This window comes from Pseudomonas spelaei, assembly GCF_009724245.1.
Classification (GTDB): Bacteria; Pseudomonadota; Gammaproteobacteria; order Pseudomonadales; family Pseudomonadaceae; genus Aquipseudomonas; species Aquipseudomonas spelaei.
Genome location: NZ_WNNK01000017.1, coordinates 1 through 24,901 on the forward strand (window position 1 = coordinate 1; position 24,901 = coordinate 24,901).

A 24,901-nucleotide genomic window follows, 5' to 3' on the forward strand; every position below is an offset into this window, starting at 1 on the left:
CAAAGTCATCTAGTCCGCCCTGCAAAACCAAGACATGGTGTGCACTTTAATTTAAGTGGACACCAGTTCTAGCCTTTTAAGCGGGTCTTTCATGCAGCCACAACGCCGTTCCTACTCCAAATCCTTCAAGGCCCAGGTCATTCAAGAGTGCGCCCAGCCCGGGGCCTCGATAGCCAGCGTTGCGCTGAGCCACAGCCTCAACGCGAACCTCGTCCATAAATGGATTCGAGTCCAAATGCAGAAAACCATGGCGCTGCAACCTGCTTTCATTCCGCTGCCCTTGCAACCTATCGGGGCAAGGTCGGAAGCTACGTCGTCTACTATCTGCCTCGAAATCCCACACCCGCGCGGCACCGTCAAAGTGAACTGGCCGACCGAAAGCGCTGCCGCCTGCGCCACCTTTCTGCGAGATCTGCTGCGATGATCCGCATCGACGCCATCTGGCTCGCTACCGAGCCCATGGACATGCGCGCAGGCACCGAAACCGCGCTGGCGCGGGTGGTCGCGGTGTTCGGTGCGGCGCAGCCGCACTGTGCTTATCTGTTTGCCAACCGCCGCGCCAATCGCATGAAAGTGCTGGTGCACGATGGGCTGGGCATCTGGCTGGCGGCCCGCCGCCTGCATCAGGGCAAGTTCTTCTGGCCGGGTTCTCGACACGGCTCTCAGATGGAATTGGGTGCCGAACAACTACATGCCCTGGTGCTGGGTTTGCCATGGCAAAGAGTCGGGCCTGGCAACGCGATTTCCATCGTATAACACCTGCCATGACCACCCAGGCCGTGCAATTGTCCGATGAGCCTATCGTCGGTTTTCGCCTGTTCTGGCAAAATCGGCGGCATGACTTCGCTGCCCAATCTCGACCAACTAAACCCTGAACAACTGCGCGCTCTGGCGGCGCAGTTGATGCAGCGTGTCGAGAGTCTCGATCAGACAGTCGAGACAATGGACAAAAAAATCCACCGCGACCAAACGGTTATCGAGAAGCTGACCCACGAAATTGCACAGCTCAAACGTTTGAAGTTTGCCAAGCGTAGCGAACAGTTAAATCCGCAGCAGGCTAGCTTGCTGGACGATTTGATCGATACCGATATCGCGGCGATGGAGACTGAGCTTCAGGCATTGCAAACAGCTCTGCCTGCGACCGATAAAAAGCAAAAGCCCAAGCGCACGGCGTTGCCGGCGGAGTTCCCACACACGCTAATCCACCACGAACCGGACAACACTCATTGTCCTTGCGGGTGCGCACTCAAGCGTATCGGCGAGGATGTCAGCGAGAAACTCGACTACACGCCGGGCGTATTTACTGTCGAGCGCCATGTCCGTGGCAAATGGGTCTGTGATGACTGCGAAACACTGATCCAGGCGCCAGTGCCGGCGCAGGTCATCGACAAGGGCATCCCGACCGCCGGGTTGCTGGCCCACGTCATGATTGCGAAGTATGCCGACCATTTGCCTCTCTACCGTCAGGAGTCAATTTTTGGTCGAGTCGGTTTGGCCATCCCACGTTCAACTCTGGCCCAATGGGTTGGCGTAACTGGCGTGCAGTTGCAGTCTCTGGTCGATGCCTTGCGCGACGCGGTGCTTGGGCATGACGTGATCCACGCCGATGAGACGCCGGTGCAGATGCTCACCCCGGGCGCGAAGAAAACCCATCGTTCCTATGTTTGGGCCTACGCCACCAGCCAGTTCTCGGACTTGGCGGCGGTCGTTTACGACTTCAGCCCCAGCCGAGCCGGAGAACATGCCCGCAACTTCCTGCAAGACTGGAAGGGCAAGCTGGTCTGCGATGATTTTGGCAGCTATAAAGCCAGCTTTGAACTCGGCGTCATCGAGATCGGCTGCATGGCCCATGCACGGCGCAAGTTCTTCGAATTGCACGCCACCAATAAGAGCCAGCTCGCCGAACAGGCCTTGCGTTACATCCAACTACTGTACGAAATCGAGAGCGAAGTCCGAGAGCTGGAGCCGGATCTACGCCACCGAATACGGCAAGAAAAAGCGGTGCCGGTGATGGACGCCTTGCATGCCTGGATGATCACCCAGCGCCTACTTGTGCACGATGGCTCGGCTATCAGCAAAGCATTGGATTACAGCCTGAAACGCTGGACGGCGCTGTCGCGTTATCTTGATGACGGGGCCGTACCCATTGACAACAACTGGGCAGAGAACCAGATCCGGCCGTGGGCGTTAGGTCGCAAGAACTGGCTCTTTGCAGGTTCACTGCGCAGCGGCAAACGGGCAGCGGCGATCATGAGTTTGATCCAGTCGGCGCGACTCAGCGGGCATGATCCATATGCTTATTTGAAGGACGTCCTCACGCGCCTGCCGACGCATCGAGCGAATAAAATTGCCGAGCTGCTGCCACATAGGTGGCAGCCTGCGTGATGACAAATGGGATCTAAGCTGGGATCGTTGATCCAAGGTGCAAAACGGTCGCTGGGCCTGCCCTGAAGGTAGGACTGTATGCGTCAGCTGCAATCATATGAGGAGTAATATCATGAGCTTCTAGGGCTGATTTCGACGCCCATCGCTCAATCAAAACAAATTGGTCTTCATCGTCAGTGACCCTATGAAGGTCGTATTGCAGGCACCCATCTTCATTTCTGACAAGTGGGGCAAGTTTTTCAAATGCATCAATTTGCTCTTGTCCCCGCCCCGCCTGCGTAGAAATCAAAATTACCAGCTTCACTTCACTAGACATAAACATGCTCCATGCTGGTGTTCAGAAATTTGATTGCACATTGCTGTAGACCACCAGTGTGATGGTCATGGCAGGAAAGCATGATTTTGCCTCATGCCGCAAGCTAGAGCGGTTACTCGCCCTCGGTCTTGTGGGAAGGTGTGTTCGCCAGTCGCTTACGCTCATGCTTATTTGTAGCGCACCAAAGCGCGGGCAGAGCAAGCGTTTAAAGCTAATTTACGGATTTATGGGTAGGGAGCTATTTCTCTAAAAAATGACCATTCAAAGCCACCACAAACAGTTTGAATGCTACTTACCGGTTTAAGAATCGTCTGATTTTTCATGAAGATCGACATCACACACACTCCCCAACCTAAATAGGCACGCAAAACAACGAGCCTAAGCGGTAACTGGAGATAGTAGTGTCCAAACAAACTTTGATAGATAACTTTTCTCGTCAGATTGACTACCTAAGATTGTCGGTCACTGATCGGTGCGATTTGCGATGCGTCTATTGTATGGCCGAGGACATGACGTTCATACCGCGCAAGGATGTTCTGTCGCTCGAAGAACTCTATCGAGTAGCAGCACGGTTTGTCGCGCTGGGCACTCGAAAAATCCGCATAACCGGTGGCGAGCCGCTGGTTCGGCCGAATATTGTCGGTCTGTGTGAACGCCTGGCCGCACTGCCGGGACTGCGCGAGTTGTGCATGACCACTAACGGGACACAGCTCGCGAAGCTAGCGACGCCCTTGTTTGCCGCAGGCCTCAAACGGCTCAATATCAGCCTCGACAGCCTCGATGCAGAGCGCTTCAACGTACTGACTCGCAACGGCAATTTGAACGAGGTGATCGCTGGTATCGGCGCCGCGTACCGCGCAGGCTTTCAGCACACCAAACTCAATTGCGTGGTGATGAAGGGACGCAACGATCACGAGATCAACGATTTGGTGGCGTTTGCCATCGATCACGGACTGGATATTTCCTTCATCGAGGAAATGCCCCTGGGCAACATCAGCGAGCACAGGCGTGGCGATACGTTTTACTCAAGCGCCCAGGTGCGCGAGCGCATTGCCGAGCGCTACACCCTCGTCAGTTCCGACGAATCGACCCAGGGCCCGTCACGCTATTGGCGCATTGCCGAAGCGTCCCATATCCGCGTCGGCTTCATCTCACCCCACAGTCAAAACTTCTGCGCAACCTGCAACCGCGTGCGGCTCACCGTGGAGGGGCGGCTGTTGCTGTGTCTGGGCAACGAGCACAGCGTTGACCTGAAGCCGGTGCTCCGCGATTACCCCGGTGATAACCGACACCTAGAGCAGTCGATCATCGACGCGATGTTGCGCAAGCCGCAGCGCCACCACTTCGTAATCGATGACACCGTGCAACTTGTACGTTTCATGAACGCCACGGGCGGCTGACGCCCGACTGCATTGCGGAGATCCTTACAGATGAACGATCCGGTCAATACCATCGGCGAACGTGCCGGGCTGAGCACGCCCGTCGACGTCGAACGCTGGAACCATCATGATACGACCTGGATGTTGGGCCTGTTCGGCACGGCGGTGGGCGCTGGTACGCTGTTCCTGCCAATCAATGCGGGCCTGGGCGGTTTCTGGCCGCTGCTGATCCTGGCCCTGCTGGCTTTCCCCATGACGTTCTATGCGCACCGGGCGCTGTCTCGCTTTGTGCTGTCCGGCACACGGGTGGTCGATATCACCGAAGTGGTAGAGGAGCACTTCGGAATCAAAGTCGGCACGCTCGTGACGGTGCTGTACTTCTTCGCGATTTTCCCGGTGCTACTCATCTACAGCGTGGCACTCACCAACACCGCGAACAGCTTCCTCGAACATCAACTGCACGTAACGCCACCGCCCCGCGCCGTGCTGTCGTTAATACTGATCCTCGGCCTACTCTTGGTTGTCAGATGCGGTGAGCGGGTGATCGTCAAAGCCATGAGCCTGATGGTCTATCCATTCATCACTTCATTGGTGTTATTGGCGGTGTACCTGATCCCGCACTGGAATGGTGGCATCCTGTCCACCGCTGCAACGCCAGCCACGCCGTCGGCCCTGCTCCACACGCTGTGGCTGGCGATTCCGGTCATGGTGTTCTCCTTCAATCATTCACCGGTCATTTCCGCGTTTGCAGTGGATCAGAAGCGCCGTTATGGCGCGCAAGCCGAAGAACGCAGTTCGCAAATCCTGCTACGGGCTCATGTGATGATGGTGGCAACGGTGTTGCTGTTTGTCTTCAGCTGCGTGTTGACCCTGTCGCCCGTCCAACTAGCGCAGGCGAAGGCACAGAACCTGTCGATCCTTTCCTACCTGGCCAATCACTTCAGCGACCCGCTTATTGCGTTTGTGGCCCCGTTGATTGCCTTCGTGGCTATTTCCAAGTCGTTCCTGGGGCATTACATAGGTGCCAGCGAAGGCTTCAAAGGGCTGCTCTTCAACCGTGGCGGCCGCCCGGACGCGAAAACCCGGGATCGTCTGACTGCCCTGTTCATGCTTCTCGTGTGCTGGATTGTCGCCACGCTGAATCCGAGCATCCTGGGCATGATCGAAACCATCGGCGGACCGATCATCGCCGCCATCCTGTTCCTGATGCCGATGTACGCCATTCACAAAGTTCCAGCGTTGGCGAAGTATCGGGGGTACGCATCCAACGTGTTTGTTACTGCGGTGGGATTGGTAGCAATAACGGGGTTAGCCTATTTACTGGCAGCCTGAATCAATTGAATCGTTTATTCCGCCCCACGACTTTCAACAGCAAGACTTACAAAGATAATGAGTATTTTTAGAATTATTTTTTTATGTGTCGTACTCGGCTGTCTTTTAGGAGTATTACTCGGGACAGTCGTATCCTCTCTGTTTATCCGAGACTGTGCAGTACTGATCGAAAAACAACATTGAAAGCAAATTCGTATTGACTCAATAAAGGTACTCCATGAAGAAAATATTGCTTACCCTGATCGCTCCCGCGTTATTTACCGCCCCGCTGGCAATGGCGAACTCCAGCACTGCTCCAGTAGCTGGAAAGAATTACAAAATCACCGAAGAGAAATTGAGTGAGTCACCCAAAGTAATCGAGTTTTTCTCGTATTTGTGCGGGCACTGCCGGGATTTTGATCCAGCCGTGGCTGCATGGGCGGCGGGGCCTGGCAAAGATGTAGCGATCAAACAGGTTCCGGTTTCTTTTGGCAACAAACAATGGACGGGTTATGCGAAGGCGTTTTATGTTAGTGAGGCGCTGAACATGAGGGCGGTTACGCACAAGGCGCTATTTGATCTGGCAAACAACGGTGTAAAACTGGATAACGATGAAGCGATCGCTGCGTTTTTCATTGGGCTCGGCGCTGATAAAATTTTGACGAACCAAACCATCAAGTCGTTTGCTGTTAACAGCAAGATTGCCGAAGGTGATCGGCTGGCCATGCATTACAGGATTCGCGAGGTGCCTAGTTTCGTGGCGAACGATAAATTCGTCACCAGCCCAAGCATGTCGGCTTCAAATGAAGCTATGTTAGATATGCTATCCGCACTGTGCGCGCTTCACGATACAGAAAAATGAAGCCCCAAAGAATAATCACGCATCGCTACTCAACACCAAATTATTATTTAAGCATCGTGCTTTTTTCCCAAAGTTTTAAAACCTAACTCGTCGCCCACCCTTAAATCGAATAACTTAAACATGCTATTTTATAGAAATCTAATATTCCCCATGACTGCGCTACTCCTCTGCAGCTCTGGCGCGCAGGCACTTTGCCGAGTAAAATTGGTGCCGGGGCTACAACATATTAATTTCACGCCGCCAGCAAGCTTGACAATCCCACGAGACACTCCGAATGGCACTGTGCTTTATTCGGAAAAACAACAACTGCAATACACTGAATACGTATGCGATACCGATTCACCAGTAGGACTGATAGTTGACTCTTCTCGCGGTGAGCAACCTGCAAGCGGTAACGAATTTCCGCTTGGCACTGACGGACTTGCTGTACGTTTCTCGACTTTACAACTCGGGTACCACGACGCAGCACACTTAGTTCCAAAGGGTACAAGATCCAATTGGGGGCCCGAAGTCATCGAAGTTATCAAGCGCGGAAATCTTTCATCAGCGAGCACTATCAAGCCTGGAAGGCTAGCAACATATGTTTTTGGTGAGGCGGTGGTATTTACCCTTAACTTGAACAACTCGATAAATATTGTTGCTGCTTCGTGTGAAATACCAGATATATCTGTTGAAATGGGAAGCTATACACGTAGTGATTTCGACTCAGTAAATGGGAGCACCTCAAAGCCTACAAGCTTCAACATAAAACTGAACAACTGCCCTCCAGGCATTACAAAAGTATCCTACAAGCTCATGCCCTCCACCAATACGATAGATTATAGAAATGGTGTTTTCAAATTGAGTCCTGACTCGACCGCCAAAGATATCGCCCTTCAAATAAAAAAACCGGATGACACGCCTGTCGTGCTAAAAGATTATCAGCATTTCAATGGCTATGACACCAATGGTGGAAACTTTGAAATTCCCTTGACTGCCCGCTACTATCGACTTGGCAAAGAACCCATCAAGGCAGGCTCCGCAAATGGCGAGCTAACAGTAGTCATGGAGTATTTATGAACGCCTATTCGATTGAAACCTTGGAATCGGCGAAAGTTCGCCCACCTTCGCTCCCCAAATCGCGTTTAAGAATCGTCTGATACCCTTACGCCGCACCGCATAGCTAAAATCGATCGATGCGATTACGACGACACCTGCTGCAAATCAATGCCATTTCTTCCACCCCCGAGGCTGCTCGCTGGTTGCTTCGGGCATTTGCCATCGTATTATCGATCGGTATCTTGAGTGGCGTTTACAACTTTCTGTTGTTCACCTTCAACAACGACCTTTCCCAGCGACGCGGCTACATGAGCAGTGCGATCGCCGAAGCCCATACCTTTTTCACTAATCGTCAGGTACTGCTCGAGAGCCTGAGCCTCACGGCGCTTCGCACCTCCGCGCAATCCGTCCCCCAATCGCCGACGCCTGGCGACGAGGAAACCCACCTGCTGCTGAGCAGCGACCCCGCCCATGCGTGGAGCCTCTGGATGACGCGCCGGCTGGAAGATTACTTGCGTGAAAAGCAGGTCAGCCTGCTCTACGTAAACACTGGTGAACGACCGCAGATCAAACGGCTATACAACGCGGCTGCGCAAACTCCGGTCATCCCATCCGACATCCTCGATCAACTGAGGGCACTCGAGTCCCGCAACGCCCCCGTCAACGAGCTGTGGTTGAGCGGTCGGACCGGGCTCCGCGCGCATCTGTACCTTTTCACCCGTCTCGACGAGCACGACGCGCAGGCAGGTTGGCTCGGCCTGGAAATCGACAGTCACGAGGTGTCCACTGCGCTGAGCGATCAAAGTGCGGGCACTTTCCTGATGGTCACGGCCGATGGCATGCAGGTTTTCAGCAACAGTCCAGCGCCGGATCAGCAGATGTGTCGCCCGGGAAATGACGGTTTTTTCGGTTTTATCGGCAACGGCTTGCTGCCCGAACGCTTGGTGATTCGCAAAGATTTGACGTCCTCGGAATGGCAGCTAGTGTACTCAATTGACTTGCAATCGGTACTGCGCGGCCTGTGGAAACAACTGCTCGGCTCAATGGTTTTCTGCCTGCTCAGCCTGAATCTGATCCTGCTGCTGACCCGGCGCTTCGAACAGCGCTTGATCATCCCAGCCATCCAGCGCATTCAGGCGCTGGTGGAAAGTGAGGCGTTCAGCCGCGATGTGATCCAGACCGCGCCGGTCGCCCTGTGTGTATTGCGCCGCAACGACGGCCAGGTGGTCCTCGAAAACCATCTCGCACAGCAATGGCTTGGTATGGGGCCGGCGCGTGACCTGATGGGAATGAGCTGGGTTCGTGAGGCGTTCATGCCTACCGGCCGAAAGGGCGATGATCATGTCACAGTCGATGGACGACACCTGTGCCTCAGCCGGGCGACCACTCGCTACAAAGGTGAGGATGTGCTGCTCTGTGCCTTTAGCGATATCAGTACACGCAAACAAGTCGAAGCTACATTGATCGAAGCGCGGCGTTCGGCCGATGCAGCCAACGAGGCCAAGACCCTATTTCTAGCGACGATGAGCCATGAGATTCGCACTCCTTTGTATGGCGTGCTCGGCACCCTCGAGTTGTTGTCGCGCACCCGTTTGGATGCCCGGCAAACCGAATATTTGCAGGTCCTTGAAGGGGCGAGTGCGACGCTCCTGCAACTGATCTGCGACGTGCTTGATGTCTCAAAGATCGAAGCGAATCAACTCACTCTTGAGTTGAGCGAGTTCTCACCATTGGAACTGACCCAAGACGTGATTCATGCCTACAGCGCCGCGGCGATGAGTAAAGGCTTGCAACTCTATGCCTGCCTTGATCCACAGCTTCCCAAGCGGCTGATCGGTGACGTGAATCGCATCCGACAGGTGCTTAATAACCTGCTAGGCAATGCACTGAAATTCACCGATTGTGGCCGCGTGGTGCTGCGGGTGCGTGCTACGCACCTTGAGGGGGATCATTCGGAGTTGCTGTGGCAGGTATGCGACACGGGGAAAGGCATTGCCGAAGACGATCAGCCGTTAATTTTCCAACCGTTCTATCAAACCCAGGGCAACCAGTTTGCTATCGCTGGCAGCGGCCTCGGACTGCCGATCTGCCAACGCCTGACCCAGTTGATGCACGGCCAGATGCGTCTGGTCAGCGAGCGTGGACTTGGTACCAGTGTCAGCCTAACGCTACCACTGGAGGTCGTGGCCAGCACTGGTAGCACAACGCTGCCGCGCAATTTGCTGGCCGAACCGGTTTACATCGTCTCCCCCATCCGCGAGCTTGCGCAAACCCTGTCCGGTTGGTTGCATCGTTGGGGCGCCCGGCCGCATATCGGCCCTCCTCCGGACACCGCCATGCTCCACGGCCAACTTTTACTCGAACTGCATCCCGGCCCACTGCGCCGGCGCTTGGTGGAAGATTGGCACGGCCCGCAGATCCTGGCCAGTGCCGATGGCCGCAGCGAACGTTTGCCGGAAGACCGCGTGTGGCACGTAAACCTCAATAACCTCACTGCCCTGCACGAGGTGATAAGCCAGGCTCAAGGGCTTGGAGGCATACGCAAGGATGCTCAAAACCACGACAGCGACATGCGTCGACTCGACTTGCGAGTGCTGGTGGCCGAAGACAACGCCGTCAACCGAACGATCCTCAAGGACCAGCTCGAAGCCCTCGGTTGCAGCGTGGAACTGGCGGCTGACGGCGAACAGGCGCTGGGGCGCTGGCAGCCCGGCCGCTTCGATGTGGTGCTGACCGACGTGAACATGCCTGGTCTGGACGGGTACGCACTGACCAAGGCCCTGCATCAACGCGACAAAACGCTGCCAATCATCGGCGCCACGGCCAACGCGATGCGCGGCGAACTGGAGCGATGCCTGGCAGCTGGCATGAATCACTGCCTGGTCAAACCCTTCACCTTGCTCGACCTTTACAACTGCCTGGCGCCTTACCATGGAAACCGCTGTGACGCCCTATAACATCCTGATTGTCGAAGACCATCCGTTCCAGCGCATGTACTTGGTGCATCTGTTCAGCGAGCTGGGCGATTACAACCTGCATACCGCAAAAGACGGCAATGAGGCCCTGGAGTGCCTGCGGTTGAATGAGTTCAACCTGGTGCTTACCGACCTGTTGATGCCAGGCATGGACGGTGTGCAATTCATCCAGCAGTTCGCGAATCTTCGCCACAAGCCGGATCTGGCGATCATGAGTGCCGCGTCCCGGCGCATGCTGACGGGGGCCAGTCTGGTGGCGAAAAACCTCGGCATCAAGGTGGTCGGGGTGATCTCAAAACCCGTGACCCGCGCTACCCTGCGCGCTCTGATCAAACAACTGCTGACCTGCCAGCACCGCGAGTTGGGCCGGCGGCCAGAACCGACAACATTCGACGGTCGTACACTCGAACAGGCCCTGGATTCGCAAGCCTTCCAGGCCTGGTTCCAGCCGAGGATCTCGGTACAGGATGGTCGTATTGTCGCGGCGGAAACGTTGGTGCGCTGGGCCCACCCAGAGCACGGGATCCTGTTACCCAGTGCATTCCTGTCGAGCCTCGAATCCAGTGGACTGGAAGAACGCTTGCTCTGGCGAGTGTTGAAACAGACCATGACGGCCCAGGCACGCTGGCGCGAACGCTGCTACGATATTCCGGTCTCAATCAACCTGCCCACGCACCTGCTCGACCTCCCTGACCTGGCGGACCGACTACTGGATTTCGTCCTCCAGCATCAGGGTGAACTCGGCAAGTTATGCTTTGAGTTGCTGGAATCCTCGATGCCCCGGGAGCTCAGCAACTACTACGCCGGTGCCTGTCGCCTTCGCATGATGGGCTTTGGTCTGGCTCAAGATGACTTTGGCCAAGGCTACAGTTCCTACCTCAACCTGGTGTCGACCCCCTTCAGCGAACTCAAGATCGATCGAGCGCTGGTCCAGGGTAGCCAGGATAATGAATGCATGGCCTCGGCACTGAACAGTCTGATTGCCTTGGGTCGCAAACTGGGTCTCACCGTGGTAGCCGAAGGTGTTGAAACCCCGGCTCAGCTCGAGGCACTACGCGAGGCAGGTTGCAACCAGGCACAGGGGTTTCTGGTTTCCCGCGCACTGCCCGTGGATCAGTTCGAACAACTGCTCATGCGCAACTGGCCGGCTAATCTGCACTGAGGCCCCAGGCCTTATGTCGCTGACAGCGGTAGGATGTCGGTGCCGACTTCAACCCATCCATGCACTACGAGCCGTTTTTATGAAGCACAACAACGACCGCTTGAAAAACCTTGCTCGCAGCTCATCGCGCTTGAACAAGGGTATGACGTTGTTGGTAGCGATCGCCTTGTTGCTGATCGGTTTGAGCGTCTGGTCGCTGCAACGGTTGATCGAAGAAACCCAGGTCACGATGCGCCTGCACTCCGCCCGCCTGATGGATAACATCAAGGAGCAGGAGGAGTTTCTTGCAGCTCTCACCCATCACGGTGTCCAGGGCGACCTACTCAGCGACGGCAGCCATCAGGTGCGCGTGTTCACTCCCTTACCTGAAGAAGGGCCGAATATTTATCGGGGCCAGGCGTTTTCCTTTTCCATGCCGTTCAGTGTCAAGGTCGAACCGGCTGCGTTCACGTCCGGCGTGTCCTCCGGAATTCTCGGCTTGGGTGCCAACCTGGCGGATTTCTACAGTACCTTTTGGGCAGGGTCTTACTACCGCTCGCCGCAAGTGTTTCTCTTCAACCCCAAGGGCAACTACGACATCACCGTGCCGGCCGCCGGACGCGGGCGCGGTAAAGTGATGAGTACCCGCGAACGCTTCATCGATGTGTTCAATACGGTACTCGCACGACGACCGCAGGAAGGAGTGCAACCAGCCAACACAGTCATCTGGAAAAGCTACGCCGAGCAGACGGGCGGTACGACCCCAGCTCGCCTGCTGGCCTACGTCAATCTCGACCTGGAATCCGAGCAATTGACCATCAAGGGGGCTGGCACACGCGTGATCCTCGCCTTGCTGCTTGATCTGGCCCAGCTCAATGATTTCGAACGCGTCATGGACTGGTCGATCTATGACCGGTTCACACTGGTGAGCCCTACCGGTGAAGTGTTGATCGGAGCCATCGATCCTGCGTCGCCGTTGCACACGGGATTCAACCTCAGGTCGGAGGGACTGGTGTTCAAGCTGGAAAACTCCGGCTGTCATGGCTGGACGACCATCTACACCGTCGGTTTCGCGCATTTCTTCCGTACCGCGCTCGGGCCGTTGAGCGGTTTGGCGATGGCGTTCCTGGCGGTAATCGGCCTGAGCTGGCTGGCCAGTCGCTGGTATCAGAAAACAGTAATTCAGCCGGCACGCCAGGCCCATGAAAGCATCGCCGAAAGCATCGCCTTCAGCCGCGTGGTGATCGATACCGCACCCACCGGCTTGTGCGTCGTGCGCCGGGACAATCAGCAGGTGCTGATGGAGAACCCGCGCGCCCGAAACTGGCAGGGTACCGCCCGACTGATCAGTGCCCTCCAAGATCGGCACGACAACGACCGAGCTACCGAACTGCCGCTGGAGATCGACGGGCGTTATCTGGAAGTGAGTATCGTATCAGCTCGCTATCAAGGCCAGGATGTTCGCCTGTTTGCATTCAATGACATTACCCGCCACGTCGAGGATGGCCGCGCACTAGAGCAAGCCATGCGTGCTGCGGATGCAGCCAACGAAGCCAAGACTTTGTTTCTGGCAACCATGAGCCATGAGATCCGCACGCCGCTGTACGGCGTGCTCGGTACACTGGAATTGCTCGGGCTGACCCAACTGATGCCCCGTCAGCAGGCTTACCTGCAGACGATCCAGCGCTCTTCGGCCACGCTGTTTCAATTGATCAGCGACGTGCTTGACGTGTCGAAAATCGAATCCGGCCAGTTGACCATCGAACCGGTGACGTTCGCCCCGCTCGATATGATCGAGGACACCCTGCGCACCTATGCGGCCTTCGCACAAGGCAAGGGGTTGTTGCTGTATGGCTGCACCGATGCCGGCCTACCCGACCGACTGAAGGGCGATCCGTTACGGATCCGGCAGATCCTCAACAATCTGCTCAGCAATGCCATCAAGTTCACTGACGCCGGGCGGGTGGTGCTGCGTACCCGAGTGCTGGCGACAAGCGCCAACGAAGTCAGCCTTGAGTGGCAGGTCACCGATACCGGAATTGGTATCGATCAGATCGAACAGAGCCGGTTGTTCGAGTTGTTCTACCAGGCCCGCGAAGGCTCCAGCGAGGGAGGCGCCGGCCTGGGTCTACCGATTTGCGGATGGCTCAGCGAAATGATGGGCGGGCAATTGAGCGTGGTCAGTGAGTCGGGGTTGGGCAGCAGTTTTTCCCTGCGCATGAACTTGCTCGTTCTACCGCCCGGCCCCACGGCCAAAAGCGTCATCGATACTTCGCTGGCGCCGATTCAAGTTCGTGCACCGATCCTGGAACTGGCGCAAAGTCATTGCAACTGGCTCAATCGCCTGGGCATCCCGGCAACACTCGCGACGGAGTCGATGGAGCACATGCGGGACGACACCTTACTGGTGGATCTGCAGCCCGATGAGCGCGCACCCCATTGGCATGGGCCACAGGTTCGTTGCATCAACGGTGGCCCCAACCCGGCCCAGCCAATCGAGGGTGGCCTGGAGGTGGAGCTGCATGACCTGCGTGCGATAACCCACGCCATCCTCCAGACCCGGTCGGCCATGCCGCAAGCGTCCAGCAGCGCCTCGCCCGGCAACCCGGCGCTGAACCTGCACATCCTGATCGCCGAAGACAACCCGATCAACCAGGCCATACTCCAGGAGCAGATGGAGGCGCTGGGCTGCAGCGCCGTGGTCGCCGCCAACGGTGAGTTGGCCTTGCACCTTTGGCAGCCTGCGGAATTCGATCTGGTACTGACCGACGTCAACATGCCGGTCATGAACGGCTATGAACTGGCAATGGCCCTGCGCGAACACGACGTTCGGCTGCCGATCATCGGCGTCACGGCAAACGCCATGCGCGAAGAAGGCCGGCGCTGTATCGCCGCCGGGATGAACGCCTGGCTGGTCAAGCCGCTGAGTTTGCAAACCCTGCGTGAACAATTGATCAAGCTGTGCGATCCACCGCTACCCGACAAACCCGCAGTCATCCCTCGGGAAAGTCCAACGCTCGCAGCCATGCCTGATGCTGCCGACAGCGTCTTCCTGCCACCGGTGATGAAGCCGGTGTTCATCAGTACCATGCAGGACGACCTGCAACGCTTCGAAGACGCTCTGCAAAGAGGCGACGCAAAGACTCTCGGCGAACGCTTGCACAGCATTGCCGGGGCCTTGGGCGCTGTGCAGGCAGTCGACTTCGCCGACGATTGCGCACGCCTGGAGACCGATCTGGCGCGCACCGGGCTGGATGCGCGGCTGGCGCTCAAGGTGCGAGAAGTCATGGACAGGCTCTCGGCAATTCTCAGGGGCCTGACATAAAATCAACCGATCCTGAACTCTCTTCATCCTACGTAAAGGTACCACGGATTTTTTATGCAGAAACTTAAGGTCATCATTGCCGACGATCATCCCATTGTGCTGTTGGGTGTACGGGAGCTAGTTTCGCGCGATCCACGCTTTTGCATTGTTGGCGAAGCGGCCTGCTCCAACGGCCTGGTCGAGTTGCTGGAAGCACAATCGGTAGACCTCGTCATCACCGATTACAACATGCCCGCCGACTCGCCGTATGGAGACGGTCTCAAACTAGTCGACTATCTTAAGCGTCACTACCCTGCAGTCAAAGTACTGATACTAACGATGATCTCCAACTCGTTAATCCTTACTCGCCTGAATGAATTGGGAGTCGTCGGAGTTCTTCTCAAGAACCAGTTGCATACTGAAATAGAACGCGCACTCAATGCTGTAGTACAGGGGAAGCTTTACCAGCCTTTGGAAGTTGTGCGTCATTCTGTTCTGGAAAACAATACCGACCTGGATGAACGCTTGAAAAGTCTATCACCCAAGGAACTTGAAATCGTTCGCCTTTTCGTCTCTGGCACCAGTGTCGGTGATATTGCCCGTCGGCAGAACCGAAGTATAAAAACCATCAGCTCACAAAAAGTTTCCGCCATGCGCAAGCTTGACGTCGCCAGCGATCAGGACTTGCTGACTTATTGCCTGGATCGAGGCGTTTTCAACTAATATCATACTAAGGCGCCCGAAGGGTTTTCTAAGAATCGTCTGATATTTTCAGCAGGCCCGCGTCGTTATCGTGAGCTAGCTGTACTTGATGGACCTCTTATCAAATCAACGACGGGCAACACATGAAAAAGATATCTTCCGCTGTTCTGGCACTGGCAATGATCGCCTCTACTGGCTACGCATTCGCAGGAGAAGACCCACCAACACCACAACCCGTTCAGGGCGGTAGTGGCAAGATCAGCTTCACCGGCACCATTAACAATGACGCTTGCACCATTGACGGTTCCAACAATGACCGTGTGATCGCCATGGACATGGGTAACGTTGCGATCAAGGACATGGGCACCGCTGAAAATCCGGCTTCGGGTCGCGTCAGCGCTCAGGATTTCAACCTGAACGTCAACTGCAACACTGGCACCAAAGTCTCCATGCTCTTTGATGCCAACAGTGGCGGATCCGGTCTGGTGCCGGGCAAGAAAGTCCTGGCCCTGAACACCGGTAACGGCACCGCTACCAACGTCGGTATCGCCTTGCTCGACAGCAAAGGCGCCCTCATCGACCTGACCTCCAAGTCCACTGCCAAACTGCAAGGTGACTTGCACGGTACCGGCACCGGTGGCGAATCCACCCTCAGCTTCTCCGCCGCCTACGTCACCACCGGTGCTGAAGGCAGCGCCACCGCCGGTCGTGGCGACGCGACCCTGCCATTTATCCTCGAATACGAATAAGTCTTCGTAGGATCCATCGTGCGCAGCCCTTCGGGGCTGCCTTCAGGTTTTATTCAAGGGTGTTCGCATGTTGCGTCGTTCTATTCCCACCTGCCTGGGATTGCTGGGCATGCTGCTGGCTGGCCAGGCGAGTGCCAGTATTTCCCTGAGCGCTACACGGGTCGTTTTTGACGGAGCCCACAAGGAAGCCAATATCACCGTGCGCAATGGCAAGCAGGAAGTGCTTGTCCAGTCGTGGATCGACAGTGGCGAAGACTCCGCGCAAACCGCCCCGTTCGCCGTCACCCCGCCGCTGGCCAAGGTTCAGCCCAGCGAACAGCAGCTATTGCGCATTCTGTATGAAGGCAAAGGCATGCCCGCCGACAAAGAGTCCGTGGTCTGGCTGAGCGTTCAGGAAATCCCCCAGACAATTGATGCGGCCAATACCTTGCAGTTGGCCGTGCGCCAACGCATCAAGATCTTCTTCCGTCCCGCACACTTGCCGGGGGATCCCCTGAAAGCGCCCTCGCAATTGTTGTGGACATTGTCCCCAGACAATGTCGGTGGCGAATTGAGCGTGAAAAACCCCACACTCTTTCACGTTTCGATGGGTGATGTAACGCTGCAGGCTGGCGGGCAGAAGGAAGTTGCTGCCGACTCGACCATGATTGCTCCCAGTGAAACAAAAACATTTAAGTTACACAAACTCAAGGGCAACTCAACAGCGCAGTTGACCTTCAACAGCATCAATGATTATGGCGCGCAAAACAAACACCAACTGACCGTCAGTCGCGCAGGCAATAACAGTGAAGAATCCAGCCACAAAGATTCCACTCCGACGCCTAATTAAAACCCAGAAGGACGCGCGTCGCACTTTCAGTTGAAGTTTCAGGATAAAGGTCTTTGCATGCCGTTTATTTACAACAATAAGCAGATTGCCAACCCTGCTGGAGAGCTGCGCCCGTCCATATCTGACCGTAGCGCCAGTTTATTGCGACTGAACGGTTTGTACTGGCTCGTTCTCGTCATGCCCGCCAACATCACACTGGCATCCGACGAATTTGGTGACCCGCAACTTCTTGCATTTAACACGCACTTTCTACAAGGCGCACAAAGCGATGTCGACTTGCAACTTTTGCTGGCTAAAAACAGTGTTTTGCCGGGCACTTATCGAGTTGACTTGTATATCAACGAAGTGCTGAGCGGCCGCCGTGACATTACTTTCAATCGTAATCCGGCCACGGAGCGAGTTGAGCCATGCCTGAGCCTGGAGTTGCTCACGCAACTGGGCATCGACATTGGCAAACTGCAAGCAGAGGGCAAAATCGACCCGGCCGCACCTCAAGCGTGCTACGACTTGCCCGCCATGATCGAACAGGCCAGCCTGCATTACGACGCCAGCCGCTTGCGCCTGATGGTCAGCGTGCCGCAATTGGCGATGCAACGTGGTATGCGCGGCTTCGTGAACCCCGAGCTATGGGACGATGGCGTCTCGGCAGCGTTCATCAACTATCAGCTCAACGACAGTCGGAGCGCCAGCTACGGAGAGACCCGTTTCACCAACAACTTGGGTTTGCGCAACGGCATCAACCTCGGTGCATGGCGCTTACGCAACGAGTCCAACTTCAGCAACGGCACCGGTCGGCCGAGCACGTACAAGAGCAACCGCAGCTATCTGCAGCACGACGTCACACCGCTCAAGGGACAGTTCAGCGCTGGCGATATCTTCACCGACAGCGATCTGTTCGACAGCGTGCGTTATCGTGGTCTGAAACTGGCGTCCGACGAAGGAATGCGAGCGGACAGTGAGCGTGGCTATGCGCCCGTGATTCGGGGCGTGGCGCAGTCCAATGCGACTGTGGAAATCCGCCAGAACGACTATATTCTATACACCACCAACGTGCCTCCTGGCCCGTTCGAGATCAGCGATATATACCCCAGCGGTTCTAACGGCGACCTGGAGATCACCATCATTGAAGCCGATGGACGTCGCCGGGTGAGCAAGCAGGCGTTTTCCAGTTTGCCGATCATGGTTCGTAAAGGCCAGTTGAAGTACAGCGTTTCCGCCGGCCGCTATAGCAGCAACACCGAAGGCATGGCCGAACCGAAGATGCTCAGCACGACACTGGCGTACGGATTGGGCAGTAACCTGACCGGCATCCTCGGTGTGCAGACCAGCGACGACTACAAGGCGCTGGCCATGGGCTTCGGCCGCAATACGGCATTCGGCGCGGTGTCGCTTGACGTAACCCACTCAACGAGCCAGATCAACGGACTCACGACACAGGGTGACAGCGTGCGCGCCCTGTATGCTAAGACCTTCAGCGGCACCGACACCAGTTTCACCCTGGCGGCCCACCGGTATTCCACCGAGGGCTATCGCACCCTGACCGACCACGTTGAGGACCTCAGCGAAGGTACCGTTAAGCGCACCGGCAACGCGAAGACCCGGACCGACCTGACCATCAACCAGAGTCTGGGCCGCGACCGCGAATGGGGCAGCCTTTATCTCAACGCGAGCGATCAGCGCTACTGGCGCCAAGGCGGTAGCAGGAGTTTTTCCGCCGGATATGGCAACAATTGGGGCAATGTCAATTACAGCTTCGATGTCACCCGAACCGAGGATTTCAGCTACAAAGGTATGCCAAGCAGGGATACCCAGTTCAACCTGTCGCTGTCATTCCCGCTTGGGAGCCAGGCAAGGGCACCGCGTGCGTTCGTCACCACGACCTCGCAACAAGGCAGCAACAGCACTCAGATGGGCATCAATGGCTACGTTTCGCCCACCAGCGATACTTCGTATTCCTTACAGGCCGGCAATAGCAGTACGAGTGGCAACTCGGGGTCGGCGAACCTCAACTTCCGCACCGCCGTCGCGGATATCAATCTGGGCTACAGCCAGGGGCGTAGCTACGATTCGCAGAACGTCAACGTCGCTGGCTCCGTGGTCGCCCATGCCGGAGGTATCAACCTTGGTCAGTCGGTGGGTGAAACCTTTGCCTTGGCGCAGGTGCCGGGTGTCAGCGGGGCCGGCATCAGCAGCTACAGCGGTGTCGAAACCGGCTACAACGGCTATGCGATCATCCCTAGCGCGCAACCCTATCGCGTCAATTGGGTCAGCTTGGACACCCGCGAACTGGGTGGCGACATCGAAATCGAAAATGCCACCCAGCAACTGGTGCCACGGCGCGGCGCCATCGCCCTCGCCCGCTACAAGAGCAGAACCGGCCGCCGAGTCGAATTCGAATTGTTCGATGCTCAGAACAAACGGATCCCCTTCGGTGCGTCAGTGGAAGACTCCAGCGGCAAACAGCTGGCTATCTCCGACCCCAATGGCAAGGCGCTGGCGCTGGTCGAGAAGGATCAAGACCGCTTGTCAATCAAGTGGGGGCACCAGGAATGCTTGGCCACGTATTCGCTGACCGCAATCGAACCGGGCGTTAACTATGAGCGTTACCGCCTGGCGTGCACAGCCGAAACGACTACTCCCCACGAGCCCCTTGCGCCGAGAGCAGATAAGCCACAAGCGGATGGTGAACAGTGAGCGGTTGGGACTTGGCTGCACCACGGCGGGGATCGCGGTATTTGTGTTCACTGCCATGCCCCTTTCACCCGGTCGAGCCCTATAAGAATCGTCTTATTTCATCCGCAGGTCAGCCTGATTATCGTTGTCTGGCATCACTTGTTGGGCGTTTTAGCCAATCCGGCGCTCTCGCGTAAGCCATTAATGCAACCGAACCCGGCGTGGGTCGGGTCGAATAGCTCGATGCCTGCCCCCTGAGTCCCTTTGCCACCCGCGATCAACCCGAGCCTGAACGATGAGTGATATCGATTGGGGTGCATACCCCATGGACTTTTTCCGAACCAGCCTCATGCGGGGCGCCCAGACACTCCACAACCAGGTGATGAAAAATGAACGGTAATGAAGATTTCTGGAAACTGAATCGTCGTCGGCTGCTGGGCTTGGCTTCTACAGTAAGCCTGGCGAGCCTGTTACCCCGCCCCTCATTTGCCGGAAACAGCTCAGCTTCGGCCGCGCTGGACGAAATGCCCCACTCCGACCGGCGTCTGGTGCGCCTGCCGGAAAAAACCAGCCTCATTCAGCTGGCCGACCGACCGCCGCAACTGGAAACCCCACTGCATTACTTTCGTCAGGATCTGACGCCCAATGAGGCGTTTTTCGTGCGCTGGCACCTTTCCGGTTACCCGACCCATGTCGATACGCGGACATTCCGTCTGCGCCTCGATGGTCAGGTGGCGAAACCCCAATCTTTCACACTGCAGGATCTGGTCAACGATTTCGAGCCGGCAACCATGGTCGCCATGAACCAGTGTTCGGGCAATGCCCGCAGCCTCTTCACCGGTCCCACGCCGGCCGGTTTGCAGTGGCAGTTCGGCGGCATGGGCAACGCCCAGTGGACCGGCGTTCGCCTCAAGGATTTGCTCGACCGTGCGGGGGTCAAGGCCGGTGCGGTCGAGGTGGCTTTCTCGGGTCTGGACGAATCGCCGATGCCCGGCCTGCCGAAGATCGTCAAGTCGCTGAAGTTCGATCACGCCAATGCCGGCGACGTCATGGTCGCCTACGCGATGAACGGCACTGCGTTGCCCATGCTCAATGGTTTTCCGCTGCGACTGGTGGTGCCCGGCTGGTACGCCACTTACTGGATTAAGTCACTGGCGCATATCGAGGTGCTGGACAAGCGCCTCAGCAACATCTGGATGGACGAAGCCTACCGGATTCCCGACAACACCGAGATCAGCGAAGAACCGGGCAAGCTGGCCCCGCGAACTGTGCCGATCAACCGTTTCGCGACCCATTCGCTTTTCGTGCGACCAGAGCCTGAAGAGGCACTGCTGGTCAATCATCCCTACATGCTCGAAGGCCTAGCCAACGACGGAGGCGACGGTATCGCCCGGGTCGAGGTATCCCTCGATGGCGGCCGCACCTGGACCGACGCGAAACTCGATCCGGAAATCGGACGCTACTCCTGGCGGCGCTGGCGGTTCGTCTGGACCCCGACCCAAAAAGGTCGCTACACGCTGAAGGTGCGCGCCACCAACCGCGCTGGCGAAGGGCAGCTGACGAGCCAGTGGAACCGTGGCGGTCTGGCGCGCCGGGTCATCGAGCAAACCACAGGCATGGTGATCTGACATGAAGCGTTATCTGCGTTTTCCGCACCTGTTCATCCCCCTGCCGTGGGTTCTTGCTCTCGCGACGTCGAGTGGCTGGGCCGCTGAGGCGCCGAAGGTCGACTTCGGCCCTCCGATACACACAATCACGGTGCCGGCCGATGAACCTTATTTGCCGGAAGGCCCCGGACGCAATCAGTTCATGGGCTTCTGCACAATGTGTCATTCACCTCGCTTCATTACCCATCAACCGCCGTTTCCACGGGCGACCTGGACGGCTGAGGTGGCCAAAATGCGCGGCGAATACGGCGCGCCCATTCCAGAAGCGGCCGTGGAACCGATCGTTGATTACCTGATGTTCTTCAATGGCAAGGAAACACCATGAGTGACCCCACCCCTAACACGTCCGGCCACGGCGTTTCGCGAGCCGCGCTCAGCATTACGATCGGCGTGATGCTGTTGGGCACCATCATCAGCTGGACGGTCATTCGTACCCAAGCGACCGCGGACGTCACCAGGCGTGGTGACGCGCCCCCTGCGCAAATCAGCGCGGTGGTCGACAGTGCACAAGCGACGGCGCTGATCGATGTCGGCGCCGCCGTGATCCAGCGGCAATGCGCTGGCTGCCATGACGTGACCGAACGCCTTGTTGCGCCTTCCTGGAAGGCCGTGCTTGAGCGCTACAAATCAATCATCGGTACGCAGCCAATGAATGCCGATGCGCTGGCCTTGATGATCGCCGCCATCACCCACCCCCGGCCCGGTTGGGACGGGTACGCCGCAGGTCCGACGAATATTTCACTCAGTGATGAGGAGGCCACCGGCACTGCCGCGTGGGTACTCAAGAATTCCGATTCATCTGCAATAAAGGAATCGTTCCATGAATAATCCGGTCGCTGGTCCAGCGCCATCCTCCCAAACCGTTGAGCCACTCTCCCCCCTTGCGCGAATCGATTACGACCTGGTCAAGGCCCACGCCCTGGCAGCGGTCATCACCTTGTTCCTGTCTGGCGTGGCCGGACTGCTTGTCGCATTGAAGCTGACCCTGCCCGACCTGCTCGGCAGCCATGCGGCACTCACCTGGGGTCGTCTGCGCTACGATCACACTCAGGGCATTTTCTTCGGCTGGCTGGGCAACGCGTTTTTCGCTTGCTGCTATCATATGGTCCCGCGCTTGGCGGATCGCCCGATCCTCAGCCGCAAGCTCGGCTGGGCGATTTTCTTCCTGTGGAACCTCGGCGTGCTGTTGCCCGGCTGGCTGCTGGTATCCCTGGGCCTGGACAACCCATGGCTGGCCATCCAGTCGATCGAGTGGGCCGAGTTCCCGATGGCCATCGACGTACTGGTGGTGATCGGCCTGCTGCTGGTCTGCGCGCAGTTTGCCGGACCATTCCTGCTCAAGCGCCAACAAGGTGGCTTGTACATATCGGCGTGGTATCTGATTGGCGGCGCGATCTTCAGCCTGTTGGCCTACCCCATGGGCAACTTCGTTCCGGTCTTCGTACCAGGCGCCCAGGGCGCTGCGTTCAGCGGCCTGTGGATTCACGATGCTGTCGGATTGTTCGTCACACCGTTCGTACTGGCGATTGCGTATTACATCATCCCGGCCGCGACCAATCGCCCTATCTACAGCCACTTTCTGTCGATGATCGGCTTCTGGTTCCTGTTCTTCTTCTATCCCCTGAATGGCACACACCACTACGTTTACTCCGCCATTCCGATGGATGCGCAGAAGGCGGCGATCATTGCCTCGGTGTACCTGGGCATGGATGTGATCCTGGTGGTGTTCAACCAACTGATGTCACTGCGCGGGCAGTCCGCGAAAGTGGCGAGCGACGTGCCGCTCAGGTTCGTCTGGACCGGCATCGTCATGTATCTGATCGTCAGCCTGCAAGGCGCTTTCCAGGCCCTGATGCCGGTGAATAAACTCACCCACTTCTCTGACTGGGTGATCGCTCACTCTCACCTGGCGATGCTCGGTTTCGCCACCTTCGTGGCGGCCGGCGGTATCGCCCATGCCTGGCAACGGATGCCGAATGCACGCTACGACGCGGCGGCCATGAACTGGGCGTACTGGTTGATCACCACCGGACTGTTGCTGATGTTCATCACCCTGACGGCTGGTGGTCTGGTGCAGGCGCACCTGTGGGAAAGTCCTGCGCCTTGGATGGATTCGGTTCGTGCCTCGCTGACCTACTGGTGGATCAGGGACCTGAGTGCCTTGCCACTGCTGTTGGGTTTCATCGCGTTTTACCTGGGTCTGACCACCGGGCCGCGTAATCACTCGCCGGTAGTCCTGACGGCTCCCGTCACACAATCCAATTTCGCTGGAGCCTAACGATGCAAAGAATCGTCAAACATCGTCTGTTCAACAGCGCATACCTCATTATCTTCGTCGCTGGCATCGGTTTCTTCATTCTGTCATTCATGTTGCTGGGCATCCTTCCGGGCAAAGAGCTACAAAAATCCATTGATGCACGTGCCCCTGCCAACATGCGCGACTACACCGCCCAGGAGGAACGTGGTCGGGCGGTATATGGCCGCGAGGGTTGTGGTTATTGCCACACCCAGCAGGTACGGTTCGTCGAGCAGGACGTGGCTCGCTGGGGCGCGCCGACGGAGGCATGGGAGACCAAATACGATTACCCGCAACTCTGGGGTACCCGCCGTATCGGCCCTGACCTGGCCCGGGAAACCGGCGTGCGTACCAACGATTGGCAGCTGACTCACCTGTTCAACCCTAGGTACGTGGTTAGTGACTCAGTCATGCCGGGGTATCCGTGGCTGTTCGAAGGTGGCGCCGACAAACCAACGTCGGACGCCCTCGCCCTGACGGCATACCTCCAATCGCTTGGCAGAGCGAGAAAAGTCTCCGGCTACGATGATCCGAGCGCCGCCGAGCCCCCCATGCCTGACGCGCCAGCAGCGGATGCCGGCGACGCGCATGGCAGCATAATGGTCAAAGAGATGGCTGCCTCGCTCAATGCCCGCCAGAACCCTATTGCCGCCACTCCGCAACTGGATGGCGTGGTTCCGGGCCTGACCATGCCGACCAATGAGAGTGACCGTGCGATTGCATTGCGTCAGGGCGCCGCCGCGTTTGCCTTGAACTGCGCAAGCTGTCACGGCAGTGAAGGCGCCGGCAACGGACCGGCAGCGCCGTCGTTGCTGCCACGCCCAGCCAATCTGAGAGACGCGGCCTTCACCACCGAGCGCCTAGCAGATGTGCTGTGGAATGGACGACCCGCGACGTCAATGCCGGCTTGGCGTGACCTCGACAGCGCGACCCTGGCCGCACTGGCGCTGTATGTACAAAGCCTGCACGTGCCTGAGGCTGTTCCCGTGCCACCTGCCGATGTAATGCTGGGCAAATCGCTGTTTGATGCCAACTGCGCCAGCTGCCACGGGGCCAACGGCAAGGGTGATGGCCCTGCGTCCCGTGGTCTGTCGCCACGCCCCACCAACTTCCAGATCAAGCAGGGCAACACGACTTATCTGCAGGAGATCCTGCGCAACGGGGTTCCCGGAACGGCCATGCCTCCGTGGGATTCGATGCTTTCCGATGGGCAGAGAACCGCGATCGTCGCCTATCTCCGCACTCTCTACCAGCCTTCGAAAAAGGAATAGTCC

20 protein-coding genes are annotated in these 24,901 nt (G+C 57.3%); 19 read left to right on the forward strand and 1 reads right to left on the reverse strand.

From position 1 onward, the window contains the following. Positions 1-91: 91 nt before the first annotated feature. The 3 genes from tnpA (at position 92) to tnpC (ending at position 2,385) form a co-directional block, all read left to right on the forward strand. Positions 92-424: an IS66-like element accessory protein TnpA gene (gene tnpA, locus GNF76_RS19160; RefSeq protein ID WP_155584700.1), complete on the forward strand. Its 333-nt coding sequence runs from the start codon at positions 92-94 to the stop codon at positions 422-424. Then, positions 421-756: an IS66 family insertion sequence element accessory protein TnpB gene (gene tnpB / locus GNF76_RS29615; protein ID WP_155584701.1), complete on the forward strand. Its 336-nt coding sequence runs from the start codon at positions 421-423 to the stop codon at positions 754-756. The genes tnpA and tnpB overlap by 4 nt, the downstream gene beginning before the upstream one ends. An 81-nt stretch (positions 757-837) precedes the next feature. Further along, positions 838-2,385, forward strand: a complete 1,548-nt coding sequence (gene tnpC, locus GNF76_RS19170; protein ID WP_155584815.1) for an IS66 family transposase — start codon at positions 838-840, stop codon at positions 2,383-2,385. 13 nt (positions 2,386-2,398) lie between these two features. Here tnpC and GNF76_RS19175 read toward each other — a convergent pair whose 3' ends face one another. Next, a complete protein-coding gene (locus GNF76_RS19175; RefSeq protein WP_155584702.1) occupies positions 2,399-2,701 on the reverse strand; it encodes a putative quinol monooxygenase in 303 nt (100 codons plus the stop codon). A 401-nt stretch (positions 2,702-3,102) separates the two neighbouring features. Between GNF76_RS19175 and moaA the strand changes: the two genes are divergently transcribed. The 16 genes from moaA to GNF76_RS19255 all read left to right on the forward strand — a co-directional run bounded on the left by moaA (position 3,103) and on the right by GNF76_RS19255 (position 24,898). After that, a complete protein-coding gene (gene moaA / locus GNF76_RS19180) occupies positions 3,103-4,101 on the forward strand; it encodes a GTP 3',8-cyclase MoaA (RefSeq protein ID WP_178123420.1) in 999 nt (332 codons plus the stop codon). Positions 4,102-4,131: 30 nt separating this feature from the next. After that, a complete protein-coding gene (locus tag GNF76_RS19185; protein ID WP_155584704.1) occupies positions 4,132-5,412 on the forward strand; it encodes an aromatic amino acid transport family protein in 1,281 nt (426 codons plus the stop codon). Positions 5,413-5,629: 217 nt separating this feature from the next. After that, positions 5,630-6,253 (forward strand): thiol:disulfide interchange protein DsbA/DsbL, encoded by a 624-nt coding sequence (locus GNF76_RS19190; RefSeq protein WP_155584705.1) that lies wholly within the window; start codon positions 5,630-5,632, stop codon positions 6,251-6,253. Between the two features lie 150 nt (positions 6,254-6,403). Beyond that, the gene (locus GNF76_RS19195; protein ID WP_178123422.1) at positions 6,404-7,312 is read left to right on the forward strand and encodes a fimbrial protein; all 909 of its coding nucleotides are present in this window, start codon (positions 6,404-6,406) and stop codon (positions 7,310-7,312) included. A gap of 116 nt (positions 7,313-7,428) precedes the next feature. After that, positions 7,429-10,248, forward strand: coding sequence for a response regulator (locus tag GNF76_RS19200; RefSeq protein ID WP_155584707.1), 2,820 nt, complete (start codon positions 7,429-7,431; stop codon positions 10,246-10,248). Then, positions 10,235-11,428, forward strand: coding sequence for a response regulator cyclic di-GMP phosphodiesterase PvrR (gene pvrR / locus GNF76_RS19205; protein ID WP_178123434.1), 1,194 nt, complete (start codon positions 10,235-10,237; stop codon positions 11,426-11,428). Before GNF76_RS19200 ends, pvrR begins: the two co-directional genes overlap by 14 nt. A gap of 79 nt (positions 11,429-11,507) precedes the next feature. Next, positions 11,508-14,732, forward strand: coding sequence for a hybrid sensor histidine kinase/response regulator (locus GNF76_RS19210; protein ID WP_155584709.1), 3,225 nt, complete (start codon positions 11,508-11,510; stop codon positions 14,730-14,732). 54 nt (positions 14,733-14,786) lie between these two features. Beyond that, on the forward strand, positions 14,787-15,434 hold the full coding sequence (locus tag GNF76_RS19215; protein ID WP_155584710.1) for a response regulator: 648 nt from the start codon (positions 14,787-14,789) through the stop codon (positions 15,432-15,434). A gap of 122 nt (positions 15,435-15,556) precedes the next feature. Next, positions 15,557-16,162 carry a fimbrial protein gene (locus tag GNF76_RS19220; protein ID WP_155584711.1) on the forward strand — a complete coding sequence of 202 codons (606 nt, stop codon included), beginning with the start codon at positions 15,557-15,559 and terminating at the stop codon, positions 16,160-16,162. A 67-nt stretch (positions 16,163-16,229) separates the two neighbouring features. Then, on the forward strand, positions 16,230-16,991 hold the full coding sequence (locus GNF76_RS19225; protein WP_155584712.1) for a fimbrial biogenesis chaperone: 762 nt from the start codon (positions 16,230-16,232) through the stop codon (positions 16,989-16,991). Between the two features lie 177 nt (positions 16,992-17,168). Continuing rightward, complete coding sequence (locus GNF76_RS19230) at positions 17,169-19,685, forward strand: fimbria/pilus outer membrane usher protein (RefSeq protein ID WP_155584816.1); 2,517 nt, start codon at positions 17,169-17,171, stop codon at positions 19,683-19,685. Positions 19,686-20,053: 368 nt separating this feature from the next. Beyond that, positions 20,054-21,292 (forward strand): molybdopterin-dependent oxidoreductase, encoded by a 1,239-nt coding sequence (locus GNF76_RS19235; protein ID WP_155584713.1) that lies wholly within the window; start codon positions 20,054-20,056, stop codon positions 21,290-21,292. A 1-nt stretch (position 21,293) separates the two neighbouring features. After that, complete coding sequence (locus GNF76_RS19240; RefSeq protein WP_246211942.1) at positions 21,294-21,656, forward strand: hypothetical protein; 363 nt, start codon at positions 21,294-21,296, stop codon at positions 21,654-21,656. Next, positions 21,653-22,159 (forward strand): c-type cytochrome, encoded by a 507-nt coding sequence (locus GNF76_RS19245; RefSeq protein ID WP_155584714.1) that lies wholly within the window; start codon positions 21,653-21,655, stop codon positions 22,157-22,159. The genes GNF76_RS19240 and GNF76_RS19245 overlap by 4 nt, the downstream gene beginning before the upstream one ends. Continuing rightward, a complete protein-coding gene (locus tag GNF76_RS19250) occupies positions 22,152-23,609 on the forward strand; it encodes a cbb3-type cytochrome c oxidase subunit I (RefSeq protein WP_155584715.1) in 1,458 nt (485 codons plus the stop codon). The genes GNF76_RS19245 and GNF76_RS19250 overlap by 8 nt, the downstream gene beginning before the upstream one ends. Before the next feature lie 2 nt (positions 23,610-23,611). Continuing rightward, on the forward strand, positions 23,612-24,898 hold the full coding sequence (locus GNF76_RS19255) for a cbb3-type cytochrome c oxidase subunit II (protein WP_155584716.1): 1,287 nt from the start codon (positions 23,612-23,614) through the stop codon (positions 24,896-24,898). Positions 24,899-24,901: the final 3 nt, after the last annotated feature.

Coding starts and splice junctions, on each gene's coding strand:
- tnpA (WP_155584700.1), top strand. CDS start 92: ATGCAGCCACAACGCCGTTCCTACTCCAAATCCTTCAAGGCCCAGGTC.
- tnpB (WP_155584701.1), top strand. CDS start 421: ATGATCCGCATCGACGCCATCTGGCTCGCTACCGAGCCCATGGACATG.
- tnpC (WP_155584815.1), top strand. CDS start 838: ATGACTTCGCTGCCCAATCTCGACCAACTAAACCCTGAACAACTGCGC.
- GNF76_RS19175 (WP_155584702.1), bottom strand. CDS start 2,701: ATGTCTAGTGAAGTGAAGCTGGTAATTTTGATTTCTACGCAGGCGGGG.
- GNF76_RS19185 (WP_155584704.1), top strand. CDS start 4,132: ATGAACGATCCGGTCAATACCATCGGCGAACGTGCCGGGCTGAGCACG.
- GNF76_RS19190 (WP_155584705.1), top strand. CDS start 5,630: ATGAAGAAAATATTGCTTACCCTGATCGCTCCCGCGTTATTTACCGCC.
- GNF76_RS19195 (WP_178123422.1), top strand. CDS start 6,404: ATGACTGCGCTACTCCTCTGCAGCTCTGGCGCGCAGGCACTTTGCCGA.
- GNF76_RS19200 (WP_155584707.1), top strand. CDS start 7,429: ATGCGATTACGACGACACCTGCTGCAAATCAATGCCATTTCTTCCACC.
- GNF76_RS19210 (WP_155584709.1), top strand. CDS start 11,508: ATGAAGCACAACAACGACCGCTTGAAAAACCTTGCTCGCAGCTCATCG.
- GNF76_RS19215 (WP_155584710.1), top strand. CDS start 14,787: ATGCAGAAACTTAAGGTCATCATTGCCGACGATCATCCCATTGTGCTG.
- GNF76_RS19220 (WP_155584711.1), top strand. CDS start 15,557: ATGAAAAAGATATCTTCCGCTGTTCTGGCACTGGCAATGATCGCCTCT.
- GNF76_RS19225 (WP_155584712.1), top strand. CDS start 16,230: ATGTTGCGTCGTTCTATTCCCACCTGCCTGGGATTGCTGGGCATGCTG.
- GNF76_RS19230 (WP_155584816.1), top strand. CDS start 17,169: ATGCCCGCCAACATCACACTGGCATCCGACGAATTTGGTGACCCGCAA.
- GNF76_RS19235 (WP_155584713.1), top strand. CDS start 20,054: ATGAACGGTAATGAAGATTTCTGGAAACTGAATCGTCGTCGGCTGCTG.
- GNF76_RS19240 (WP_246211942.1), top strand. CDS start 21,294: ATGAAGCGTTATCTGCGTTTTCCGCACCTGTTCATCCCCCTGCCGTGG.
- GNF76_RS19245 (WP_155584714.1), top strand. CDS start 21,653: ATGAGTGACCCCACCCCTAACACGTCCGGCCACGGCGTTTCGCGAGCC.
- GNF76_RS19250 (WP_155584715.1), top strand. CDS start 22,152: ATGAATAATCCGGTCGCTGGTCCAGCGCCATCCTCCCAAACCGTTGAG.
- GNF76_RS19255 (WP_155584716.1), top strand. CDS start 23,612: ATGCAAAGAATCGTCAAACATCGTCTGTTCAACAGCGCATACCTCATT.